General features: G+C 44.8%; 21 protein-coding genes. 17 read left to right on the top strand and 4 right to left on the bottom strand.

Going from position 1 to position 23699, the window contains the following annotated elements; all coding sequences use genetic code 11:
• The 4 genes from MHI48_RS30170 (at position 1) to MHI48_RS30155 (ending at position 5349) form a co-directional block, all read left to right on the top strand.
• Complete coding sequence (locus MHI48_RS30170) at positions 1 to 696, top strand: L-ribulose-5-phosphate 4-epimerase (RefSeq protein ID WP_047840995.1); 696 nt, start codon at positions 1 to 3, stop codon at positions 694 to 696.
• A 273-nt stretch (positions 697 to 969) separates the two neighbouring features.
• Entirely contained in the window at positions 970 to 2388 is a 1419-nt protein-coding gene (gene araA, locus MHI48_RS30165; RefSeq protein ID WP_017691494.1) for an L-arabinose isomerase, read from the top strand.
• Positions 2389 to 2548: 160 nt separating this feature from the next.
• The gene (locus MHI48_RS30160; RefSeq protein WP_076329322.1) at positions 2549 to 3319 is read left to right on the top strand and encodes an AAC(3) family N-acetyltransferase; all 771 of its coding nucleotides are present in this window, start codon (positions 2549 to 2551) and stop codon (positions 3317 to 3319) included.
• A 335-nt stretch (positions 3320 to 3654) separates the two neighbouring features.
• Complete coding sequence (locus MHI48_RS30155) at positions 3655 to 5349, top strand: diguanylate cyclase (RefSeq protein ID WP_076329323.1); 1695 nt, start codon at positions 3655 to 3657, stop codon at positions 5347 to 5349.
• Between the two features lie 244 nt (positions 5350 to 5593).
• On the opposite strand, the gene MHI48_RS30150 is transcribed toward MHI48_RS30155, so the two are convergent.
• Together MHI48_RS30150 and MHI48_RS30145 are read right to left on the bottom strand one after the other, a co-directional pair.
• Complete coding sequence (locus tag MHI48_RS30150; RefSeq protein ID WP_143781491.1) at positions 5594 to 7087, bottom strand: hypothetical protein; 1494 nt, start codon at positions 7085 to 7087, stop codon at positions 5594 to 5596.
• Positions 7088 to 7345: 258 nt separating this feature from the next.
• Positions 7346 to 7687 carry a helix-turn-helix domain-containing protein gene (locus MHI48_RS30145; protein ID WP_076329325.1) on the bottom strand — a complete coding sequence of 114 codons (342 nt, stop codon included), beginning with the start codon at positions 7685 to 7687 and terminating at the stop codon, positions 7346 to 7348.
• A gap of 219 nt (positions 7688 to 7906) precedes the next feature.
• Between MHI48_RS30145 and MHI48_RS30140 the strand changes: the two genes are divergently transcribed.
• From MHI48_RS30140 to MHI48_RS30110, 7 genes are all read left to right on the top strand, one after another.
• Positions 7907 to 8710, top strand: coding sequence for a DNA-binding protein (locus MHI48_RS30140; protein ID WP_083677531.1), 804 nt, complete (start codon positions 7907 to 7909; stop codon positions 8708 to 8710).
• Positions 8711 to 8895: 185 nt separating this feature from the next.
• A complete protein-coding gene (locus tag MHI48_RS30135) occupies positions 8896 to 10095 on the top strand; it encodes a WXG100 family type VII secretion target (RefSeq protein WP_076329326.1) in 1200 nt (399 codons plus the stop codon).
• Positions 10096 to 10097: 2 nt separating this feature from the next.
• Entirely contained in the window at positions 10098 to 10508 is a 411-nt protein-coding gene (locus MHI48_RS30130) for a hypothetical protein (RefSeq protein WP_076329327.1), read from the top strand.
• A gap of 98 nt (positions 10509 to 10606) precedes the next feature.
• The gene (locus tag MHI48_RS30125) at positions 10607 to 11011 is read left to right on the top strand and encodes a hypothetical protein (RefSeq protein WP_076329328.1); all 405 of its coding nucleotides are present in this window, start codon (positions 10607 to 10609) and stop codon (positions 11009 to 11011) included.
• A 118-nt stretch (positions 11012 to 11129) separates the two neighbouring features.
• Positions 11130 to 11612: a hypothetical protein gene (locus tag MHI48_RS30120; RefSeq protein WP_076329329.1), complete on the top strand. Its 483-nt coding sequence runs from the start codon at positions 11130 to 11132 to the stop codon at positions 11610 to 11612.
• 31 nt (positions 11613 to 11643) lie between these two features.
• Positions 11644 to 11973 (top strand): hypothetical protein, encoded by a 330-nt coding sequence (locus MHI48_RS30115; protein ID WP_076329330.1) that lies wholly within the window; start codon positions 11644 to 11646, stop codon positions 11971 to 11973.
• 79 nt (positions 11974 to 12052) lie between these two features.
• Positions 12053 to 12457, top strand: a complete 405-nt coding sequence (locus MHI48_RS30110) for an Imm7 family immunity protein (protein WP_076329331.1) — start codon at positions 12053 to 12055, stop codon at positions 12455 to 12457.
• A 57-nt stretch (positions 12458 to 12514) separates the two neighbouring features.
• Here the strand turns inward: MHI48_RS30110 and MHI48_RS30105 are convergent, their stop codons facing one another.
• A complete protein-coding gene (locus MHI48_RS30105) occupies positions 12515 to 12937 on the bottom strand; it encodes a hypothetical protein (RefSeq protein ID WP_076329332.1) in 423 nt (140 codons plus the stop codon).
• 370 nt (positions 12938 to 13307) lie between these two features.
• On the opposite strand from MHI48_RS30105, the gene nikA reads away from it, so the two are divergent.
• From nikA to MHI48_RS30075, 6 genes are all read left to right on the top strand, one after another.
• The gene (gene nikA / locus MHI48_RS30100) at positions 13308 to 14858 is read left to right on the top strand and encodes a nickel ABC transporter substrate-binding protein (RefSeq protein WP_083677532.1); all 1551 of its coding nucleotides are present in this window, start codon (positions 13308 to 13310) and stop codon (positions 14856 to 14858) included.
• Complete coding sequence (gene nikB, locus MHI48_RS30095) at positions 14858 to 15805, top strand: nickel ABC transporter permease (protein WP_076329333.1); 948 nt, start codon at positions 14858 to 14860, stop codon at positions 15803 to 15805. The genes nikA and nikB overlap by 1 nt, the downstream gene beginning before the upstream one ends.
• Positions 15802 to 16656 (top strand): nickel transporter permease, encoded by an 855-nt coding sequence (gene nikC / locus MHI48_RS30090; protein ID WP_036671814.1) that lies wholly within the window; start codon positions 15802 to 15804, stop codon positions 16654 to 16656. Before nikB ends, nikC begins: the two co-directional genes overlap by 4 nt.
• Positions 16653 to 17453 carry an ABC transporter ATP-binding protein gene (locus tag MHI48_RS30085; RefSeq protein ID WP_076329334.1) on the top strand — a complete coding sequence of 267 codons (801 nt, stop codon included), beginning with the start codon at positions 16653 to 16655 and terminating at the stop codon, positions 17451 to 17453. The genes nikC and MHI48_RS30085 overlap by 4 nt, the downstream gene beginning before the upstream one ends.
• On the top strand, positions 17450 to 18421 hold the full coding sequence (locus tag MHI48_RS30080) for a dipeptide/oligopeptide/nickel ABC transporter ATP-binding protein (RefSeq protein WP_083677533.1): 972 nt from the start codon (positions 17450 to 17452) through the stop codon (positions 18419 to 18421). The genes MHI48_RS30085 and MHI48_RS30080 overlap by 4 nt, the downstream gene beginning before the upstream one ends.
• 378 nt (positions 18422 to 18799) lie before the next feature.
• Positions 18800 to 20305: a malate:quinone oxidoreductase gene (locus MHI48_RS30075; protein WP_036611787.1), complete on the top strand. Its 1506-nt coding sequence runs from the start codon at positions 18800 to 18802 to the stop codon at positions 20303 to 20305.
• 260 nt (positions 20306 to 20565) lie between these two features.
• Here the strand turns inward: MHI48_RS30075 and MHI48_RS30070 are convergent, their stop codons facing one another.
• Complete coding sequence (locus MHI48_RS30070; protein WP_076329375.1) at positions 20566 to 23646, bottom strand: ATP-binding protein; 3081 nt, start codon at positions 23644 to 23646, stop codon at positions 20566 to 20568.
• Between the last annotated feature and the right edge of the window lie 53 nt (positions 23647 to 23699).

Below are 23699 nucleotides of genomic sequence, written 5' to 3'. Positions count from 1 at the left end.
ATGTTAGAACAACTGAAAGAAGAGGTATTCCAGGCGAATCTGGAACTGCCAAAGCACGGACTTGTAAAATTCACTTGGGGTAACGTCAGTGCAATTGATCGGGAAAGCGGTCTGTTCGTCATCAAACCAAGTGGCGTCAGCTACGATGTGATGAAAGCAAGCGACATGGTTGTAGTTGATCTGGACGGTAATGTGGTGGAGGGTGAGATGCGACCTTCCTCGGACACCGCAACACATGCAGTACTATATAAGCATTACTCGGAGATTGGTGGCATCGTGCACACACACTCCACATGGGCGACCATCTGGGCGCAAGCCGGACTGGACGTACCCGTTATGGGAACAACACATGCGGACACGTTCTATGGGGCGGTGCCTTGCGCACGTTTCCTGAACCAGGACGAGGTTGATCGCGGATACGAAGCGGAGACAGGACGCGTCATTATTGAAACGTTTGAACAGCGTGGGATTGATGTTATGGCGGTTCCGGCAGTGTTGCTCCATGGTCACGCGCCGTTTACGTGGGGGAAAGATGCCAAGTCTGCGGTGGTGAACAGTGTCGTGCTGGAAGAGGTATGCAAAATGAACCTGTACGCGCGGCAATTGAATAACTTCGCAAAGGAACTGCCACAAGGCATTTTGGATAAACACTATCTGCGAAAACACGGAAAAGACGCGTATTACGGACAGAAGTAATTAGTTTGTGTATCGATAGGATGACACTAATCCAATCGAATAGGTCTTGTGCTACTACTGCCAACGAAGTTGTATAAAACTTTTACACGATAACGGAGAAGACAGAAGAAAGCTGGAGAAGCGGAGCGTTCACCTTTATCCCCGGATTTTCCCTTTAGAAAAGGGAATCAAAAAAATCTGGGGATAACAGTGATCGGAAGATTATTCTGGCTGCGCAGTGGTCCAGTGTAACCCATTTATTCAACTATAAAATAATGAAATGAGGATGATTATATGTCAGCAGCAAAAGAATTCTGGTTTGTGGTCGGTTCACAGCACTTGTACGGAGAAGAAGCACTGGGTGAAGTAAAAGCCAATGCACAGAAAATTACGGATGCCCTTAATGCAAGCGGCGTACTGCCGTACCCGCTCGTATTGCAGGATCTGGCGGTAAGCGCAGATAAAATCACGAGCACGATGAAAGAAGTCAATTACCGCGACGAAGTAGCGGGTGTGATCACATGGATGCATACATTCTCCCCGGCGAAAATGTGGATTCGTGGTACAAAATTGCTGCAAAAACCTTTGCTGCACTTGGCAACCCAATTCAACGAAAGCATTCCTTGGGCAACCATCGATATGGACTTCATGAACTTGAACCAAGCGGCACACGGTGACCGCGAATATGGCTTCATTAATGCCCGTCTGAGAAAACAAAATAAAATCGTTGTTGGTTACTGGGAGCGCCCAGAAGTGCAACAACAGGTTGCTGACTGGATGGACGTAGCGGTAGCTTATAATGAAAGCTTTAACATCAAAGTAGCTCGCTTCGGTGATAACATGCGTAACGTGGGCGTAACCGAAGGTGATAAAGTGGAAGCACAGATCCAATTCGGATGGACGGTTGATTACTTCGGCATTGGCGACCTCGTGCAATACGTGAACGCTGTAACAGAGCAGGAAATCGATGATTTGATTGCTCAGTATGGAGACCTCTACGAATTCGATTATGGCACGAACAGCAAGGAAGCTTGGGAAGCCAGCGTACGTGTGCAAGCGAGTTATGAGATTGCGATCAAACGTTTCCTGGACGAAGGTGGCTACAGCGCCTTTACTACAAACTTCGAAGATCTGCATGGCATGAAGCAGCTTCCGGGTCTTGCAGTACAACGCCTGATGGCTCAAGGGTACGGGTTTGCCGGTGAGGGTGACTGGAAAACAGCTGCGCTGGATCGCTTGCTGAAAATCATGGCTCATAACGAGAACACAGGCTTCATGGAAGACTACACATACGAGATGGCTGCTGGACAAGAAGCGATCCTGCAATCTCACATGCTTGAAGTAGATCCGACGCTTGCCAGCACCAAACCGAGAATCATCGTGTCCCCACTGGGCATTGGCGATCGTGAAGATCCGGCACGTCTTGTATTCGATGGTAAAGCAGGCGAAGGTGTCGTGGTATCCATGGCAGACTTCGGTACACATTACAAACTGCTGATCAATGAAGTATCTGCATTTGAGCCAACCGTTCCAGCACCTAACCTGCCGGTAGCACGTGTTCTGTGGAGCGTGAAGCCTAACTTCCAAGATGGAGTGAAAGCATGGATCGAAAATGGTGGTGGTCACCATACGGTTGTATCCTTGAACCTGACTACAGACCAGATCGTGACTTATGCGAAGCTAGTGAATCTGGAGTACGTTATTATTAAGTAAAAGTTGAGTGGCAGCTACTGCCTGAACTCAACCAATTTTTTTCTCTGTGGCCGGGGGTTAACCCTCGGCCCTTTGTTTGTTATGCTGAGAAGCATGATGTGAAGCTGAGCAAGGATTTGCTTTTTCATCGAAAAGGGATAAGAAATGAAGGAGGAAGGACATGTATACAAAAGAAAGCTTGATGCAGCAACTAGAACAGCTTGGTGTGGATAGGCAAGGCACGTTGCTCATTCACTCTTCCATGAAAAGTATAGGCGAGGTTGAAGGTGGAGCAGACACAGTGTTGGATGCCTTTAGCGATTATATGAAAGAGGGATTGTTGGTGCTTCCCACTCATACGTGGTCTACCATTAATGCGGATAACCCAGTGTTCCACGTGGAAAATTCTACCTGTTGCGTGGGTATTCTGCCTGAACTGTTTCGTCAACGTCCGGGCGTAGTTCGTTCATGGCACCCAACGCACTCGGTAGCAGCACTGGGACGGGATGCAGAGGCGTTTACGAAGGATGATCATCTCTTCGACACACCGTGTGCGAGAGGTTCAGCATGGGGGAAACTGTTAGATCGGAAAGCGACGATCTTGTTAGTAGGCGTTGACTTGAAGCGGAATACATTTATCCACGGGGTCGAAGAGTGGGTGGACATCCCTGGCAGAATGACGGACGAGCATGAAATGCTGTATACAGTTTTACCAGATGGAAGCCAGATTTCAGTACCATCCCGCAGACATTGTGGGTTGCCATGGTCAGAGCATTTCTGGAAAGTAGACGAGGTATTGGTTCGCGAAGGAGCGATGCGTACAGGAAAGCTCGGTGATGCGGTCGTAAGAGTGTGTGATGCGGCTAAGACAGCAGAGGTAATTACGGAGATGCTCAAGCATAACCCCGATCTATTCACGGACAATCTCCCTCTACATGCAGTAACCGAATGATACAAGGGCCGTCCGATAGCCGGATGGCTCAATATCGATCACTTGATGATATCCGAATATCTCCCGAGCAGATGATCTCCTCCCCTGTTTGTACTCTAAACCTTCAAAAGCATTCAAAAATAATCAGAAATAGATCAGCATTTCGATCAGAGGTTGGTCGGACTTCCAGTGTATGGGCTACTCACCCTTATGGTGGTGTGATAAGATATGGTTAAATTAACCAATAAGTTTGGCGTAGCAGAATTGTATAGGTGTTTATTGAAGTTATATATAAGTATCACATAGAATCATGAACAACCACGTTGTCATTGTAGCATCTAAGAAGGAGAAGATTCGTGAACCCTTTAGTATGGTATGATCTCTTTTTATTTGTCCTTTTGTTTGGTGTAGGTGTATATGTGTTTGCTACGGTTAGAATTACGAACTTACATAAAGTGTACTTTTTATTTCACGGGTTGATGATGCTCTGGCCTTTCTGTCAATTTGCGAGTACGCTCACGGACGATTCCGGTCTGCAATTGTTCTACGTTACCTTATCTTTCGTTGCTGTCTCTTTGCTCGGGAGCGGGTGGCTTCTACTGACGATCTTTATTACCGGTTATTCAGAGCGTCTGAGTGCAAAAGGAACCTTCTTGCTATTTGTCCCTGCGGTGATCGGGGCTATAGGTGTGGTCGCTAATCCATGGAACGAGTTCGTCATCCCACTGGAGGGCGGGTACATCGAGCGGGATTACGGCCTTTGGTTCTGGGTTGTGATGACTATTCTGGTGAGCTATTTCTTGACTTCTCTCGTGGTTCTATTCCGGGCGGTGTATTCTTCGCAGACTTCTGCCATGATCAAAAAACAGGTGAGAATCACCCTGTGGGGCATCTTGGTGTTGGCTGTTTTTGCAACGATTGATGCGATTCTGAATGTCGTTCTAGCCCGCTGGTTGCCGATCATTCCTGGCATGACTTCGCTGGGGATCTTTTTGTCGGACCTGTTCTTTGTCTATGTAATCAAAAGATACAATGTGTTCGATCTGGTCTCCATCGCCCATGAGGATGTAATCAATACCATTCCATATGGCATCCTGGTACTGGATGAGAATGAAGTCATTGTTGAAGCGAACAAAGCCTCACGATCCTTTATGGATCTGCATGTGGGGGATTCTTTTGATATGGAAGCCTTTCTGGAGTCTGTTCATGTCGTGGGCAGCTGCCGGGAGTTCGTCAATCATTATAAGAAAAAAGAAAATATCCTCTCTCACATTGAAGTGATCGTGGAGCGGGACAACAATATCCGGCACTATATCCTGCAATCTTCTCCGATTGTGGATTCGGCTCTTGTGCCGATCGGTCATATTCTCACGTTTCAGGATGTCTCACAGGAGCGTTTCTACGTGAAAGAGATGAATCGCCAGAACGTAACGCTTCAGGAGCGAAACCAGGCGCTAGACTTGATCCGTCAGGAGTTGTCCGAGGCCAATCGCAAACTGGAGGAACTCGCCCTGACGGACAGTTTAACCAACTGTTACAACCGTCGTTATCTGACCCAACATCTGAATCACGAGGTTATTACCAATATTCAATACAAAACACCATTCTCACTCCTGCTGCTCGATATCGACTACTTCAAAGCGATTAATGATCGCTATGGGCATGTCATCGGGGATGAAGTGCTCGTTCGCACGGCGGAGGCCGTCAAACAATCCATTCGCAGTACGGATATCCTGACGCGTTATGGCGGGGAAGAGTTCATGATCTACCTTCCGCACACGGAGCATGATCTGGCAAATCAAATCGCGGAGCGCGTAAGAACAGCTGTGGAGTCCAACCACATCATGGTGGATCACGAGAGTACGCAGGTGTCGATTACGATTAGTATTGGAATTCTGGCCTTTGAGGACTTTGAAGTTGTGCATGTGCCGGACAATCCGGAGGGGTATTTGACTCAGCTGTTCGCTGCGGTGGATAAGGCATTGTATCAGGCGAAGCAGAACGGGCGTAACAGAGTGGAGTTTGCGGAGTTTGAGCGGGGGGTTGTATGAAAAGGTTTATTAAAGTGGAAATGTGAAATGAAAGCATAATGAGGTTAATGTGAGTACAGTTATTATTCAGAATTGGACAGGCTTTTTAAAATAAATGTAGTCAAAACCTCTGTGATACTGGGAATAATATACACTGAAATTAGGAAAACACAATAAATAATTATATCCCATTATGCTGCCCTATATTGAATTCTATAAGGCAGCGATGGGATAGAGTATCAAAGAATTCTGAATGATCTTAATTTTAGATGGAAGATCTAAGTTTAATTGTCATAAAAAAGATATTTATCAGTTTTGAAATTAAAAGGAAATCAATAACTAAAGCTAAAAGGAAAACTATAGAAATTATAAAAACAACTCTTCTTTTTAAAATAAGGCGACAACAAAAGTAGAAAAAACTCATGGTAGATATTGAAAATAGATTAAAAAATACTATAAAGGTCATAGTTGTCATAATTTGAATAAACAATACTATCAGGTTCAAGTGCATATTCATAGGAATATAACTGATTTGATTTATAATTAGAAAAACAGAAAATGATGAGATGTTATATATCAAATTGTTAGTGATATTATATTGAAAAGCTATACTTTTTAATATAAGTGGTACTTTTGATAATTCTTTAATAAAAAAGAAAATATATTCTTTAATTTGATCAATAATTCTAATTACCTTTTCTCTTATCTTGTTAAATATTCTTTCCTTAAGACTAGTACGTAATGCTATATCGGCGAACAAGAATGACTTTAGTTCAGAAAACTCTTGTTTGCTCATTATTAGCAACTCATATTGCTCACCACCATAAAAAACTGCCTTTTTAAAGTGCTTAACGGCGACTTTGATTTGTGAATTGTTAAGGTGTTGTAAAGCTTTTATATAATTATCTTTTGCTTCTTTGAGCAGCTTTCTCTCTCTGAATTCTAAAAATATTAATCCAGCAAAGGAACCTATTATATATGGAATCAAGCTAACATTAATGAATTTATCAAATACCTCTTTAGGAGTGCTCCCTCTAGCTATTTTTGAAAATTCTTGATAGTCTTCCATATTAAGGTTTTTTATCAAGACATCAAGAGTAATAGATATATCTTGTGACATAAACAGCAGGAGTAAAATTAATGCGTTAAATATGTAATTTATAAAAGTTAGAGAACTCTTTAATCTGTAAAAAAAGTAAGGCGGAATAATGAAAATTATGAGAACCTGAATTAAAGAGGATAACAACAAATTTGAAATGAAGTACATCTTATCTGATGCTATATAAATTAGTCCTAATCCAAGTTTGATAAAGTTTTCTACAAAAATTTGATAGAAGCCATTAGCTTGAAATTCTAGCCCATTTTCTATAGTGTTTGCAATTAATGATACTGAAAATATGAGTAACATGAGTAATGTAAGTAATAAGGTAACTATAATTATAAAACCAAACACAGTTGAAGAAAGTATTAAGAGTAATGGACTAATCTTGGAGTAACATATTTTTACAATATAAGAAATGAATAAGCCAAAATAAAATAAATAAAGTAATCCTAAGTTTTCATCGCTTAGGATTACATTCAAGGTAAAGGACTCAGTAATTGTTAACATGACAAGTAACATGACAAAGAAACCAAAGGAGAGTTTTAGTAGGTCATTTATAACTAAATTTCTTTGTTTCAAATCATAAGAATAAGTGTTGATATAGAAATCCTGTAACAATTTTAATTTTTTAAAATCAAAATAAAGGTTTTTAGACAAAATAAACATTACATAAATTGAATAGATTAAGATAGCTAATGAAATGAATTTTATAATACCAGATTCATAAGACAACGAAGATAAAATCAAATTGATGCAATTAAGAATAATGATTCCACATATATTAGGTTTCTCTATAAACGTTTTTAGAAAAATGAAATTCCCTCCAATTTCCCCGCAAATTTTTCCCGAAATTCTTCAAATTGTTTAAAGAATTATCGAAACTTAGTAAAGTAAGATTATAGAATTGTATTTTATTTAATGTTTATGGAATAACTTAATAAGTTCCTTAGCTATTTTATCAATAATCTCAATCTGATTAACATCAAATTGATGTAATGAAGTTGTTACCTTATCAATTATAAATTGACGATCATCTTCTTTTTGATTGTTGATGGCAAAGAAATTTGCTAAGGGCATACCTAATGCATGAACTATTTTTTCCAAAGTATCAATTGAAAAATTTCTTTCGCCACGCTCTACTGATCCAATGTACGCATCATCCAGTCCTGAAAGTTCAGCAAGTTGCTGTTGTGTTAAACCTTTCGCCTTACGAATTGCTCTAATCCGTTCTCCTACCGAATTTCGTAATGTTGTCATATTAACCACCTCTCCTAAAGGTTAGGAGAGTATTGAAGTAATTAGCAGGGTTATAAAGGCAGTAAAACATATTGAAAAAACTGCGATTAAGTACTATATTAGATTTATTGTACTACTTCTTTGTAGTTTCTAAAAGAAAATAAATAGGATACTTTATGCAAGGCATAAATGACTTGGTTTAATAGCCTAACGTAACCTATATAGAGGGAGGGCTTCTCTTTGCGTAAATCTATCCTAAAATCACTCAAACCGGACATCATTGTTGAAATGTTGGACATGGCTGTGGCTTTTGAAAATTGGAATAAGGTGATGGAGAGGGCGGACATGTTATATCAATGTGTGCAGTCGATCTATGAAGAGCGGCAGGAGTATCAGTCAAAGGGAATGCTTGCACCACATATACATACCGATCGTCCATTGATCTATTATTATGGTTTCAGTCACTTAATGCGGGGTATGGCTCATCAGAGGATGGGGGAAGCCGATCAGGCGCGGGCATGTATCGATCAATATGCAGAACTGGGATGGATGGAGGATCTGGATGAGGTAGGCATGCAGGCGGTGCAGGAGTTCAGACATAAGGCACAGGTGAATCGGTATGGTCTTGAGATTGAAGCGGGGCAGGTGCAACTGCTGGAGGAGTTTGTGAACTTTTTGCTTGAGCATCCGGAGGAATGGCTGGCAGGTCTGAAGGTGATTACGGAAGCAGCAGTGCGGCATAGGTGGCAGATTGATCGGGTTTTACATGTGTTTGAGGATCAGATACAGGGTATTGGCAGAGAAGTGGATTCTTCAAACAACGATAATATGTACCATTACTGTTATCAGCGGGCTTTGTATGAACAGTGGATGGGAAGACCACAGGAGGCATTGGAGTTCATTTTGCAGGCGATTCGGTTAGCAGATAAGCTTGGGATGGATCGGTATTTTATAAGGTGCACGGCATTGTTGGAATCATTGCGGGAAGAGGCGACAGCGGAGCAGATTGGAAGGTATCGGGTGATGTTGGAGGAAATGAAGTAGGAAAGGTATTTACTGAAACTGGTAGGATATGCCTTGAAGTGGGTATATGCATATAGGACCATAGCACCGATGAGGAGCACAACTTGTGTTTTTACCATGGTGAAATCAGGATGTTAGCCGGATAGTTTACATATTACACTTCTGCTAACATAGGATAATCCTGTTTCGAATGAGCGGAGAAACGTATGAGTACAATCAAAGTTACCCCTGAACAACTACATCACGTATCGAATCAGGTGGATCAAGCCAGACAACAGTTGGAGAGTATACGAAGTGATCTGACGAGACAGATCATGTTCGTTCAGATGATGTGGATGGGGGCAACGCAGGAGCGATTTTACTATGAGTTCGAGCAGTCACGACCTATACTGGATAAAGCGCTGGAGAGTATGGTGAATACATCCAAGGAATTGAAGGATATCGCCACGCGGTTCCAAGATGCAGATGCTCAGAAGGTAAGTCTGGGTGGTGCGTTTGGAGCAGTCGGTGCCGCAGCTATGATGACCAAGTCATCAGGTGGTTCAAGTTCGGATGATAAGGGCTATCGGATGGCGCAAATCAATATGTTCGGTAAGTGGGTATGGATGCCTGTCAACGAGAATGGTGTTGCGGATCAGGCTGCTCTTCAGGCTTATCAGAGGGATCAGGGAAATCTGGACTTTAATCGTATGCAAGCTGTGAACGTTGAACCGCCTGGGGAAGATATTTTTGCGTTACAGATCAAGGCATTTGAGATGGGCATTCATCCTACGACAGGAGAGCCTGTATCAGATAAGTATGCTCAGATGATGGTGACCTCTCTGAAGTTTAGTCAGATATTCATGGCCATACAGATGGTTCGTGGGAGTATGCCGGGACGTTCAGGACCATTTAAAACGTCGTCATCTGGTTTGGCATCTAAGATTCAGAATAATATAAAGAAGGCTGAACAAAATTTAGGAGCTACACATGGAAAAGTGAATTCTAGTTCAACTATTAGTAATAAATTTCCGAATGAAGACTTTCCACATGACGGCAAAGTACTCACATATCATTTAGAAAGTGGAAGAATAAAAGGAATTGATGGTAGAACTGAAGTTGATTTCGTTATCAATAAAAATGGAGAATTAATCATTGGGAAGCGACATCATACATTAGGAGGACGGGAAGAGGTCCTTGCTGCTGGGCAATTAAAGATTAATGGTCAAGGAGAAGTAAGAAAGATTACTAATCAGTCAGGGCATTACCGTCCTTCTCCGGAAGAATCAAGTATGTACGCCGATTTGCTAAAGAACGCAGGTGTAAAGGTGAAGAGCTCTTGGCTTGAACTTTATAAGTTTGAAACGGACAAAGATGGTTATGTTGTAGACTCCAAACCAGTAATAATAAAGAAATTAAAGGAGTGATCATGTTGATCAAATATATGGACTTAGATTCTTTTAAGGAATACTTACTAAAAACTGTAGATGAATTATCCACCTATCATAACGAAGTACTGGGTGAAAACAGTAAATTCATAATTACTCCGATTGAGGAGCGGGGTAAATCTTTAAATTCTACAGACGAATATCTTTACCGGGGAATGTTAAATTCGAATAATTTAGATGGACGCGAGTTCGATATTGATTCTGTAATAAAGATGTTGGGTTGTAGAGTACCCTTGTGCCCCCTTTGGATAAAAGTTTTGCTTAAAGAAGTCAGGGCTGAAGCACCTGTAATTGAACTGCAGACGAGTTTAAGATTTCGTAAACCAAGTTTGTTACAAAACCAAGAAACGGGACATCCTCCGTTCATAGCAGTTCTACAGTCCTTAAATTAAAGCCCTTGTGATTTAATGAATGGAAACTTTACTTAAATGGACATGGAAGGGTTGCCTATTATTTAACTATTGGCATTTAAGCGTTGGAGAGTTGAGCTATGATAGAAGATAAAGTTAATGACTTTTATTATGTTGGTTACGAGGGGCAACCGGAAATATTAATTGTATTTGAAAACTCTGCGGAGAAAAATATCCTAAAGATGTGGAATGGATATTTTGAGACATTATTGGATCTTATGTGCCAGTATGAGTCTACTGACAATGGTATTCTACAAGAATACTATGCCCATGAAGGTTGGTATGAGGAAAGTCCATGGGAAATACAGGACCTTGAGTCAGCTATTCATTTATTTAAGTCCTTCAATGTGAGTAAAGTAACTGGTGAGCAAATAGAGAATGTTAAAAATATTGTTCCTACTCTCCCAGAAGTAGCACATCAGATATCAACATTTTTAGAACTAGGCAAAACGAACGGTTGCAGCGTGTATATTGAATACGACTGATTGAGATTAAAGAACATACTTTAAAACGATAACGCAGTTGCCAGGGCTGCGTTATTTAGTCGTTACCTTGTACGTAACTCTAAATAGGTTTAATAGTTAATCGAGAGGAGAGCAACACATGGGGCAGCTACTAACCAAAGCTATTGAACGTTTATCGTCTATTTCATTTGAGGATACAGAAGATAGCTCACTAGAATCTTCTTCTCATGGTTTGATTAAAGAATACCTTAGACGCGTTAATCAATTATTAAATGAGATGGATGCTTCAATAGATCAATATCCCCTATTTAGTTTTGCTAAAATTCTTGGAAAAGCTATAGATGAAAAGGTATATCGGGCTTGTTCAAAACTGGACACGCTAGGAAAACCTTATGTAAAGGTAATTTGCTACGGTTATTTAGAAGTTTCCGAATTAGCAGATCAAGGAGTGGGTGAAGCAATTCAATACATCGACCTCTACGAACCGATGATAAAACTCTTTGAACGAGGCGAGAGTTTTACCATAAGACAAGGCGAAATGGTTGTAGGTGATTCAGCTTATCCTCTTAAGTATTGGAGACATTTAAATATTTCAGTACAAGATATTAGCGACATCGAATAGGATCATGTAGATCAAACTTGGGGGGATAGTAATGTCCGTAGGCCTATACAGATATAACGGGGATATAGAAGATCGGAACTGTGAACTTACACTCAGTGAGAATATTGCTACTCAGGAATTTTACGATGAGTACTGGGAGGCAGCAATACATGAATTAGGAATAGCCCTGATTCGGGATGGATCTAAAATATATTTTCACCAATTAGAAGCTGCTGAAGTTGAATTAAAACGATTAAGGGAGTGGGCAAAGCAACATTTAAACGGGAGTGAGTTAGATTATATAACGAGTAGAATTGAAAATGTACAAGATATATTACCTAGCGCATTTATTAGTGCAAGTAAAATCCTGTATATATTCTGAGGTTAGTAACGACTATAGAAGATAAATAGTTTTGAAGCACTGTCTACATAGTTTACGGATAAAGGAGCTGTAAAAGGTAATGTACGAATATCATGGCTGGGCAACCATTAGAGAGTGTGCGTCGTTTGAAGAAAATGAGTATCAATATGGTTTAGTTATTCAACATCTTCGGGAATATGTAGAGGAGCTAAATTGGCCTACAGGTGTTTTGGACGTGAGAGCAGTTAATGGTGACTTTCAACTATGGATAGCGGGCCTAGATAATCACAAACCTGTATCAAAGTATGATCCCACCGAAGTGTTTAGAAAAGTAGGTGAAATAGCTCCAGGCTCCTATGGAATTCTTTATGTAAGAGATAGTGATGATACGGAAACCTTCAATCAGTTTAAGGTCTACACTTTAGTCCGAGGTAAAGTAATGGAGAATAATGATCCCTTTCTCTCCCCATTCATACCTAAACTAGAAGATGATTACGAAGGATAATTTCAAATCGAACTTTTCAGCATGTAGTCATTTTGAATACAGGCCACATGAACACTCTTATTCTATGGCATCATAAAGTTCCGACATTCGGTCAGCTAATTCCAACTGCGGCTCTATTGGCTGATGATTCATATCGGTAGGTGTCATGTACAGCACTTCTTTTCCCTGCTCAAACATCGTGACATGGTACAAAACCCCTGTTGAATCTTCTTGATACGGATCAAGTACGATTTCTAAATCGCGTACCTTTTCAATCCATTCCTGAATCAGCACTTGATTTGTGGTTATTTTTTTAGTACCATCACCACTCATTATTTCAATAGAATCAACCTGTGTAATATCGCCAGGATAGAAGGTGTGTAACTCCTTCGGTACTTTACTTACTCCGACTTGATCGGGCTGATTAGAACTTTGGCAGCCGCTAAGAATCAAGGCCATAACAGTAGCAAACATTAAGGCGATAAGTGAATATCTTCTCATCGTACTCCCCCTCTTTAGTCCCTAAACGAATTTTGCATTTGAAATGTTCCGCATAAACTCTATTTTGTTTAATCCTTAAAGTACATCGAGGTTACTGGTCACATTTGCTGGAAGACTACGAAACTGGATTTAACTCTTCTAGAAATTTTTGGATGGTTCTACATCTAAACAATCCCGGATCGTAAAGAAAATACCTACTAATCAAGCCCTCATATGTAACAAAAAACATGAAGAATCCGCTCTCATCCGAGAGTCGGATTTTTTCTCGTTCTAACACCAATATAACTCTTGTCAAAACGTAATCATTACGATATGATAATACTCATTGTTTAGATCATAATGATTACGATTAAGAGAGAGGGGCATTACCTTGAATAAAAAGACGCCACTGCTAGCGCTGGTCTCCTTGGCCTTAAGCGCTGGACTGTTGAGCGCCTGCGGATCATCTGAGTCCAGTCCCGCTGCGCAACCATCCACTGATAATAAAAATGTTCACTTCCTATATAACTTCTCCACCAGTTCCCTAGATCCACATGTGGATTCTAGCTATGTGCCGCTGCGCGCGGGCATTACGGAAACGCTGGTTCGTCTCGATGAAGATAACCTTACGGTTGCTCCATGGCTCGCGGAGAGCTGGGAGAGCGAAGATGGGCAGCATTGGACGATCGACCTGCGAGATGATGTGACCTTCCAGAACGGCAAGCCGATGACGGGTGAGTCCGTTAAGGCATCCCTTGAGCGGGCACTGGAAGAGAATGTAGCCATCCAGAACGCGCTCAAGATCGATACGATTGAAGCCGAGGGCGACAAGCTGGAGATCACCACAACTCAACCGTTCCCGGAGTTCGCTTCGGAACTGGTGAACCCCAACACGGCGATTATCGACGTGAGTGAGCCGGACATTGTGAACAAGCCCATTGGTACGGGCCCGTTCAAGCTGACCTCTTTTACCCCAGGCAGCAAGCTGGAATTGGATCGCTATGATGAATATTGGGACGGAGCATCGCCTCTGGATTCCATCACGTTCTCATTCAATGAAGATGCCAACGCTCGTACACTAGCGCTCAAATCTGGGCAGGTAGATATCGTATACCGTCCGGAAGTCGAAAGCCTCGAATCGCTCAAAGCGCTGGACGGCATGAAGGTTGAGTCCACATCGACATTCCGCGTGCATCAGCTAACGATGAACATGCAGCGGGAGAGTATGAAGGACCTCAATGTTCGTCGTGCGCTGGACGCGCTGATTGACCGTCAGGGTATCGTGGACACGATCCTGCTCGGCTATGGCGAAGCAGCCATTGGGCCGTTCCTGCCATCGCTACCATTCGCACCAACCTATACGGATACAGCAACGGAATCCGGAGCTGATGTCGCTTTAAAATATCTCAACGAAGCAGGGTACACGCAGCAAAACGGCGTGATGACCAAGGATGGCAAACCATTGCAGCTGACGCTGCTGACATATTCAGCCCGTGCTGATCTTCCACTGATTGCTCAAGTGTTCCAATCTGATGCGAAGAAAATTGGTATCGACGTGCAGATTCGCCAGATTGACACGCCGGAAGATTATATGGCATCCAACCGTGACTGGGATATTGCAACGTACAGTAATTTGACAGCTCCTCGTGGGGATGCAGGCTATTACCTGAATGCGACGTACCATCCAAAGGGTGCTCTTAACTTCAGCGGATCGGAAGATCTGGAGTTGACCAAGATCATCGACGAACTGAATCTCACAGTTGCACCGGAGAAGCGCGCAGAGCTTGCCGAGAAGGCAGCCAACTATGTGCATGACAACGTGTTGAATTCATTCGTGCTGCATCCAGGTACGATCGTTGCCTATAACGGCAAGAAGATCAAGAACTGGGTTACCACTCGCAGTGAATATTACATGATTACCAATAAGCTGGATGTGATGTAATGTTTCGCATTTTGCTTCGGAAGTTTCTTGAGGTATTTATCTTTCTATTGTTCATTATGTTTGTGAGCTTCCTGTTCATTCGTCTGGCTCCGGGTGATCCCGTGCTGACGATCCTGAATGTGGACGAACTTTCCGTCAGTCAGGAGCAGGTCGAAGCTGTACGTGAGGAGATGGGTTTCAATGATTCGCTTCCTGTCCAGTTCGGCAACTGGTTGCTCGATTTTGTTCGACTCGACTTCGGTGTATCGTATTCGACAGGCCAGCCCGTCATGCAGACCCTGATGCGTGCGCTGCCGGCTACGGCTGAACTGACGATTGGCGCACTGCTGGTCATGCTCGTCATAGCGATCCCGCTAGGCTCGCTATCAGCGCTCCATCGTGGAAGTTGGATTGACCGCGGCAGCCGGATGCTCTCCATTGTAGGTGCGGCGGTGCCAAGTTTCTGGCTGGGTCTGATCCTGATCGACATGTTCGGCGTACGCTTCGGTAATTTGCCAACCATGGGCCGGGATGGATTTACATCACTTATTCTGCCATCTCTGACGCTGGGACTTGCCATCTCCAGCGTTTATGTGCGTCTTTTGCGTTCCAGCCTGTTAGATTCACTCAGTCAGGAGTTCGTTCGGTCCGCCCGGGCAAGAGGGTTATCCGAAGTCCGGATCTTCATGCTTCACGCATTTCGGCACAGTCTGCCGCCTGTCATTACGGTATTCGGCGTAAGCCTCGGCAGCCTGATTGGTGGAGTTGTTGTGATTGAAGTGTTGTTCGCTTATCCGGGCATCGGCAAGCTTGTCGTTGATGCTATCCGCCAGCGTGATTATCCACTGATCCAGGGTTACATCCTGATCATGGCTATTGTGGTATTCCTCGTGAATACGGCGGTTGATCTGTCGTACCGTTATTTGAATCCCGAAATGAAACTCAAGGAAAAGGAGGCCCACCGATGAAAACCATACCCCTGCCCATTCCAACTACAAAATCTAAAAAACATAGCTGGCAGGCGATCATTGGTCTGCTGTTTGCACTGCTGGTCATCGCGGCCTCCTTGTATGCCTTTTTAGTTCTGAAGCATGATCATACCTTAACCGATCTGCGCGGACGATTGCAGGGCGCAAGTGCTCTTCATCCGTTTGGCACCGATCATCTGGGTCGCGATGTACTGACACGTCTGCTGCTTGGTGGCGGCCAAACGCTGGGTTATAGCTTGCTGGCACTTGGTGCTGCATTGCTGATAGGTATTCCGTTTGGCTTGATTGCGGGTTACAAACGTGGCTGGGTTGATAAGCTGTTCATGCGGATTGCTGATGCCTTTCTTGCTTTCCCTGATACCATCGTGGCGATTGTGCTAAGTGGCTTGCTTGGCGCGGGAATCGGTAATCTGGTATTGGCGATCGTGATCGTAAAGTGGGTCAGCTATGCGCGTCTTGTTCGAAGTACGGTTTTATCGGAGTCCCAAAAGGATTACATTCGCATCGCCCGGACCAACGGACTTTCGGACGGTCGTATCATGAGAAAACATCTGCTTCCGCATATCGCAGGCCATGTGCTTGTGCTGGCCAGTCTTGATCTGGGTAAAATCATTCTACTCATCTCATCATTGTCTTACATTGGCCTTGGCGCACAGCCGCCAACACCTGAATGGGGTGCGATGCTGAATGACTCACGGCCTTATTTCCAGTCTCGGCCAGAGCTGATGATCTATCCGGGTCTTGCCATTGTCTCGGTAGTGCTGCTTGCCAACATGCTGGGCGACTATCTAAGAGACCGGTTTGACGTGAAGAAAGAGGTGCAGCCATGATTCTCTCCATTGAGGAACTGAGCATCTCCAGTCGGGATCGTACGATTGTAGATCAAGTCTCTCTGGCTGTTCGCGAAGGTGAATTCATGGCATTGGTTGGTCAGAGCGGTAGTGGCAAAAGCTTGCTCTCGCAAGCGATTGGTCGTCTGCTGCCGCCCAACCTGCATGCGTCGGGGCGAGTCATGTTCGAAGGCAGTAACCTGCTCGAACGGAAGTCAAAGGAGATGCGCGCCCTGAGGGGAAGCCGCATCTCATATATTTTTCAAGACTATCAGGGAGCATTTACGCCCTTTCGCAGCATTGGTGGGCACTTTGATGAATACCAGAAGGTACATGGAGAAAAGTCTTCTGCCATCCGCAAGAAACGAGCGGAGGAAGCGCTGGAATCGGTTGGCCTTGGCGCTGAATTGCTGCGCCGCTATCCGTTCCAGTTGAGCGGTGGACAGCTTCAGCGGGCCTCGATTGCCACCTCGCTGATGCTGTCTCCTCGTCTGCTAATTGCAGACGAGGCAACGACGGCACTCGATAGTGTATCCGGGCATCGCGTGTTGGAACTGCTGGCACGCAAACAAGTGGAGACGGGATGTGCCATTCTGTTTATCACGCATGATTGGCGCCATGTACGTCGCTATGCCAACCGCTTGGCTGTGATGAAGGAAGGCCAGATCGTCGAATCTGGCGGGAAACATCGCATTCTCGATCATCCCCAGCATGAATATACGCGCCAGCTGATTGATGCGGCTCCCGTTCTGAGTCGTTCGCTGAAGTCGGGATTGAAGGAGGCAGGAACCGAATGAAGACGACCGCAAATGATGAACGCCGTGGACTCGTGCAGTCCGAAGAAGAATCTGGTGTGCGAAGCCACGATTTTGCTAGAGACTTAAACCATGTAGACACAGACAATGTAATCATAGATACTGCGGGTACAGATCATACGGATATAGATGCGGATATAGATATTGCCGGTTCAGACAATGCTTCATCGCTCAGCATCCCTGGCAATCCTATGCTTCACGTGGAACATCTCAGCCGAACGTATGCAGGTGCAGACCGACCGGCTGTGAACGATATTTCCTTCACCCTGAACCACGGCGAATGCCTTGGCCTGGTTGGTGAGAGCGGGTGCGGCAAGAGTACACTCGCCCGCTGTCTGTTGAGGATCGAAGATGCAGATACAGGCTCGATTACACTGGGCGGACAGGATATTGCACGGCTGAGCGGTCGACGGTTGCGACCTCATCGCCGGAAGATTCAGATTGTTTTCCAGAATCCAATGGCAGCACTGAATCCCAAGCTCAAGATTGCCGATTCACTAATCGATCCGTACGAACAACTTGGACGGAACGCCGAGCTGTCCCACTTTACCTACACGTCGAAGGAGGCATACGTCCAAAAGCTGCTTGAAGCGGTCGAGCTTCCAAGCGATTTGGCTGGACGATACCCCCATGAGCTAAGTGGTGGCCAGCGTCAGCGGGTCACGATCGCACGTGCTATTGGCATTGAGCCGGACGTTGTTGTTCTGGATGAACCGACGGCCAGCCTGGACGTGATCTCGCAAGGAGCAGTTTTGCAGTTGCTCACCGATCTCCGCACATCACTTGGTCTTTCATACGTGTTCATCTCTCATGATCTGGCTGCGGTACATCGCATGAGCCAGCGTATCATCGTTATGCGGGAAGGTCAGATCGTTGACCGCTTTGGCGCAGAAGCGTTGTTCGCTGAAGAACGCCATCCGTATACAAAGGAACTGATTTCAATTTTCTGAGTACTCCCGGAGACGCCGGGGGTGGTAATCGTTAATTTATATATGAAGCCGCCTTACGAAGAGATTCGAGAGCGGCTTTTAGTGCATCCATTTGATCACCAAAGTCCCCCTAAAACCGGGTTCCTTTCTTTGTTTTGAACAAATATATCTTTCAGGCCTATAACCGGGCTAACGTTCCGATGTAAACTAGCGTATACTGATGGAATAGCAAATATCTTGAAATTGCATATTTAAATTGCTCTATATTATTGATACACTAGATCAAGGTTATAATCATTCAGAGAAGGTGCGATCCCGTTCAAGAATGGGCTTGCTGCAAATGCCAAATCGATAACGCTTACATCCTTTTGGCAAATATAGGATATAAGGACGGTAGACATGAGCCAGGGACAAACGAGTACAGATGTTATCTTGATTGGTGCCGGAATTATGAGTGCAACTTTGGGAACTTTGCTAAAAGAATTGGCACCAGACTGGAATATTAAGGTTTTCGAAAAGCTAGCCACTGCAGGAGAGGAAAGCTCCAACGAATGGAATAATGCCGGAACCGGGCATGCTGCATTGTGCGAACTTAACTATACCGTTGAACGACCAGACGGAACCGTAGATATTAGCAAAGCGATTAAAGTGAATGAACAATTTCAGATCTCAAAGCAATTTTGGTCCTATCTCGTCAATAGCCGTCTGATTCGTAATCCGCGGGACTTCATTATGCCGATTCCTCATTTGAGTTATGTACATGGAGAGAGCAATGTCCAGTTTTTGAAAAGACGGTATGACTCTTTATCGAATCACCCGCTATTCGCAGGCATGGAATTCTCGGATGACAAGAAAGAGCTGGCAAAATGGATGCCGCTGATGATGAAAGATCGTACCAGTAATGAACCTGTTGCAGCGACCAAAATTGACTCCGGTACGGACGTTAACTTTGGTGCTTTAACGCGTATGCTAATCAAACATTTAAAGGAACAACACGTGGGCATCCACTACCAACATAGCGTGAAGAATATGAAACGCACCAGCGATGGACAATGGGAATTATCCGTGAAAAACCTGAAGAGTGGTGCAGTCGAACGCCATAAGGCAAAATTCGTCTTCATCGGCGCGGGCGGCGGAAGTCTGCATTTGCTCCAGAAGACCGGCATTCCGGAAGGTAAACATATCGGCGGATTCCCGGTCAGTGGGATCTTTATGGTGTGTAAAAATCAAAAAGTCGTGGAACAGCATCACGCCAAAGTATATGGCAAGGCTTCGGTAGGGGCTCCGCCGATGTCGGTTCCACATCTGGATACCCGTTTTATCGACAATAAGAAGTCGCTGTTATTCGGACCGTTTGCCGGGTTCTCGCCGAAGTTCCTGAAGACGGGTTCCAATGCTGATTTAATCACGTCGGTTAAGATGCATAATCTGCTTACGATGCTCGCAGCAGGTGTCAAAGAAATCTCTTTGACCAAATATCTGATCCAACAACTAATGTTATCCAAAGAACAACGTATGGCAGAATTGCGTGACTTTGTTCCGGGTGCGAAGAGCGAGGATTGGGATATGGTTCTGGCGGGCCAGCGTGTGCAGGTGATCAAGGATACCGTTCAAGGTGGCAAGGGTACGCTCCAATTCGGTACAGAAGTGGTCACGTCTGCAGATGGAACGATTGCGGCTCTGCTAGGTGCATCACCGGGTGCATCCACCGCGGTTCAGGTCATGCTTGAGATTCTTCAGCGGTGCTTTCCGCAGCATATGGAGGCATGGGAGCCAAAGATCAAGGAAATGATTCCTTCTTACGGCATATCCCTTGTGGAGAATCTGGATCTCCTCAAAGAGGTTCATTCTTCAACAGCCAAGGCGCTGGGGTTATCGGATGAAAAACATGTCATGCACGTATAACGTTTAGCTTATCGTGTTAGATCATAATGAAGTCATAGAAAAGAGAGCTAAGCCGGGACGAAACCCGTGCTTAGCTCTCTTTTGGTTTATTTGGTATATCAGAACCTGAACTTGAACTCGAGCCTGGGCTTGAACTTGAACTTGAACATGTAAGCTAATATCGTTTTCCCTGTTGACCGTGCACTTCAGCGGACGGATACGGATATGGATCGTACAATATGCCGCTGTAGAGTTATAGAACGATCTTATCGCTCAGGCTCTCAACTGCGGTCCAAAGGGATGACAAAGGAAACTTTCGTACCTTGGCCCGGCGAGCTGACGATGGTCAAACCTTGTCCGTACATCTGGGTCAACCGGCGATGTGTATTAGTTAATCCAATGCCTCCGGTTCCGCCGGGTCCTTTCTTGGGCCACGCGAGTGCCCGTTCGATCTGCTCGGGCTGCATCCCCACACCGTCATCCTCGATCTCAATCAAGGTGGACGCTGTTTGGTTGATGATTCGGATATGCACGGTTCCACCCTCAACTTTGCTGAGAATACCATGTCGAACAGCATTCTCAATGAGCGGTTGAATGGTGAGTGGCGGCAGGGATAGATCAAGATCATCGGGAATATCCCAGATGACGTTCAACCGATTCATGAATCGTTCTTTCTCAATGTAGAGATAGGCGCGGGAGAGATCCAACTCATGAGTGACCTCAACCATTTTCTCCGAATTGACAAAATGAAAGCTGGTCTGAAGGTACTCGATAAAAGCATCGCCCAGTTTCTGCATTCGCTCCGTGTCCATCTCACTAAGAACCATGATTGAATTGAGCGTATTAAAAAGAAAATGGGGCTGAATCTGTGCTTGTAAGTAAGCAGCCTCCATGCGCAGTCGCTCATCAATAGATTGTTTCAGTACGATCAGAGACCCGATGCGATGCCTTAATTCAACGGCATCCACGGGTTTGGTGACATAGTCCGTCGCACCGGCCATGAATCCGGCGTATACATCCGCTGGCTCGTTACGGGCCGTCAGCAACAGGATGGGAAGCTCGGAGACCGAATAACGCTTGCGTACATTCTCGGTCAGTTCATAACCGGACATATGAGGCATCATGACATCGGCAATCAGTAAGTCCCAAGGCTCCTTATCCAATAATTCAAGTGCCTCAAGCGCCGAGGCCGCGGGTTGAATATGATACGGTTCATTCGCAAGCATGGAGATCAGTACTCGCAGGTTTACAGGATCATCATCGACGGCAAGAATTCTTGCGGCAGTCTTATCTTGAGAGACGGTCTGCTGCTGCGGCTCTGCAATCGCAATTTCATCGAAGCTGTGAGCGTCCCATTGCTGTTCAGTCTGGTCCGATAGCGATGCGGTGTCTTCCCGTGGAAGTGAGATCTGGAAGGTCGATCCTTGCCCAGGTACGGATTGCACGGTGAGTTGGCCGCCATGGAGTTCTGTGAGCTGCCTGCTGATATTGAGACCGAGGCCGATTCCTCCGCTTAAACGGGCCTCTGGGGTCCCTTGTTCATACGCCTCGAATATTCGCTGTTGTATCTCCTCACTCATACCAACACCTGTATCTGAAACTTGAATCAAGACGTACTCTCCATGTTCCCGAACGGACACGGTAATGGTACCCTCATCGGTAAATTTGAGCGCATTATGCAACAGGTTGTAGAGCACCTGAACAAGTCTTCTCTCATCGGCTTGAATCAACGGCAGTGATTCTGGAATATCCACCTGCATATGGATGGGCTTGCCCTCTGCCATGAATCGGAACATACCGATCACGCCTGGAATGACCGATGCAAGAGATAAAGGTTTCTTCTGAAGCGTAACACGTTTTTCCTTCAAACGAATGACATCAAGGAGGTCATCCACCAGTTGGGACATGCGTCGGCCGATGGTAACTAACAGCTTCATGTCTTCTGCCTGCTGCCCACCTGATTTACGCCGTTCACGAACCGCGATGCTCTCGGCGATATTGATGATCCCGTGCAGCGGTGTACGCAATTCATGAGCCGTATTCACAAGAAACTGATCCTTCTGGCGATCCTCTTCTTTGAGCTGTTCGTACAACTTCTCGATCTCACTTGAATTGCGGAAGTATTTTCTGAACCAATAGGCGGAGAAGCCAAACATGGCCGCAATCACATCGATCGGATAATACACGTTGGTAATTTCGCTATGTGAGTTCACAATTCCCCATAACACGCTTGATAGGCTGCTAGTAGCCGCAAAGAGCAAAAAGCTTGCGTCCCTTCGTTTCTCGGCTGCCATTCGGAAGAATAGGTACACAGACCAGCCGATGGCAAACAGATAAAGGAAATCAGAGAGCCCAATCTCAAGTACATGATAGATCAGGGTCACTGGTGCGACTAGCAAAAATAAACAGTAAACGCCAAGCACGCTGGCATAGATGCGGAACAGTTTACGCCATTGTAGACTATGGGAGAAACTTTTAGCCATTTGTAAAAGAAAGAATGCGAACAACGGATAGGATAACGCTTTGGCCTTAACGATCCAAGTGAAGTTGAGTGGAATCCAACTCAATAACAGATTGTCATGGTCGGAAGCGACCGTTAGGGCAGCTACCAGCGTTAGCATCGAGAACGTCAGAAGAGCTCGTTCCTTTCGGATAAATAGAAACATGACAAAAGCGTATAGGCTGTGCAAAAGCAGTATAGCGAATGTAATCTTTTGCAAGTCAATGGATAGTCCTCGTTCACTTCCAATGGCTTCTGGAGAACCAAAATAGAGAGAGCGTGTGATCCCTCCGCTATAAGGATCGTCAAAATTGGCTGTCTGCACCAAAAGATTGAGTTCGGTAGAACCGTCAAGCACATAGGAAGTTGTAAATGCAGTCCTTTCTGGTCGATAGGCTTCGGCATGAGTGGCAGGTTGGCCGAATTCGGCAACAATGGTCCCGTTCATCTCGATAATCGATGATGTCTGGATTTTCTGAGCCCAGAGAGAGACTTCCTCCACAGATGGATCTAAAAGTATGCGAAGATGGTATGTCCCATATCCAAACGACGATGAGGATTGTGGTAATGCATCACGCCAGTCACCGGGAACTTGAATCGGTGTGGATGGGTTATCCGCTATTTTCGCGTCACGATTAGAGATTAACGTCTGGGGATAAAACTCCCATTCTCCATCCAGGGATATGGGTGAAGTGTTGGCGAGGTCCCAGCCTCGAAGGTCTAACAAGCCTTCAATGGGTTCAGGATGTGCGGGTATAGTGAAAGTCTCGGACCATATCCAGCGAAAGCCAAGCAAAATAGTCAGGAATAGAATCGACAGCACTACATATCGGGGTATCTTTTTATAGGTTATTGGTTTCATGGCAGACTTTAGTTTTCGACAGTTTACTTCAAATTCCTGCATGCCCTCTGCCA

Source organism: Paenibacillus sp. FSL H7-0942 (assembly GCF_045040715.1).
In the GTDB taxonomy this organism is placed as follows: domain Bacteria; phylum Bacillota; class Bacilli; order Paenibacillales; family Paenibacillaceae; genus Paenibacillus; species Paenibacillus amylolyticus.
The sequence above is the reverse complement of the archived record's forward strand: the minus strand, read 5'-3'. Positions and strand labels throughout refer to the sequence as shown.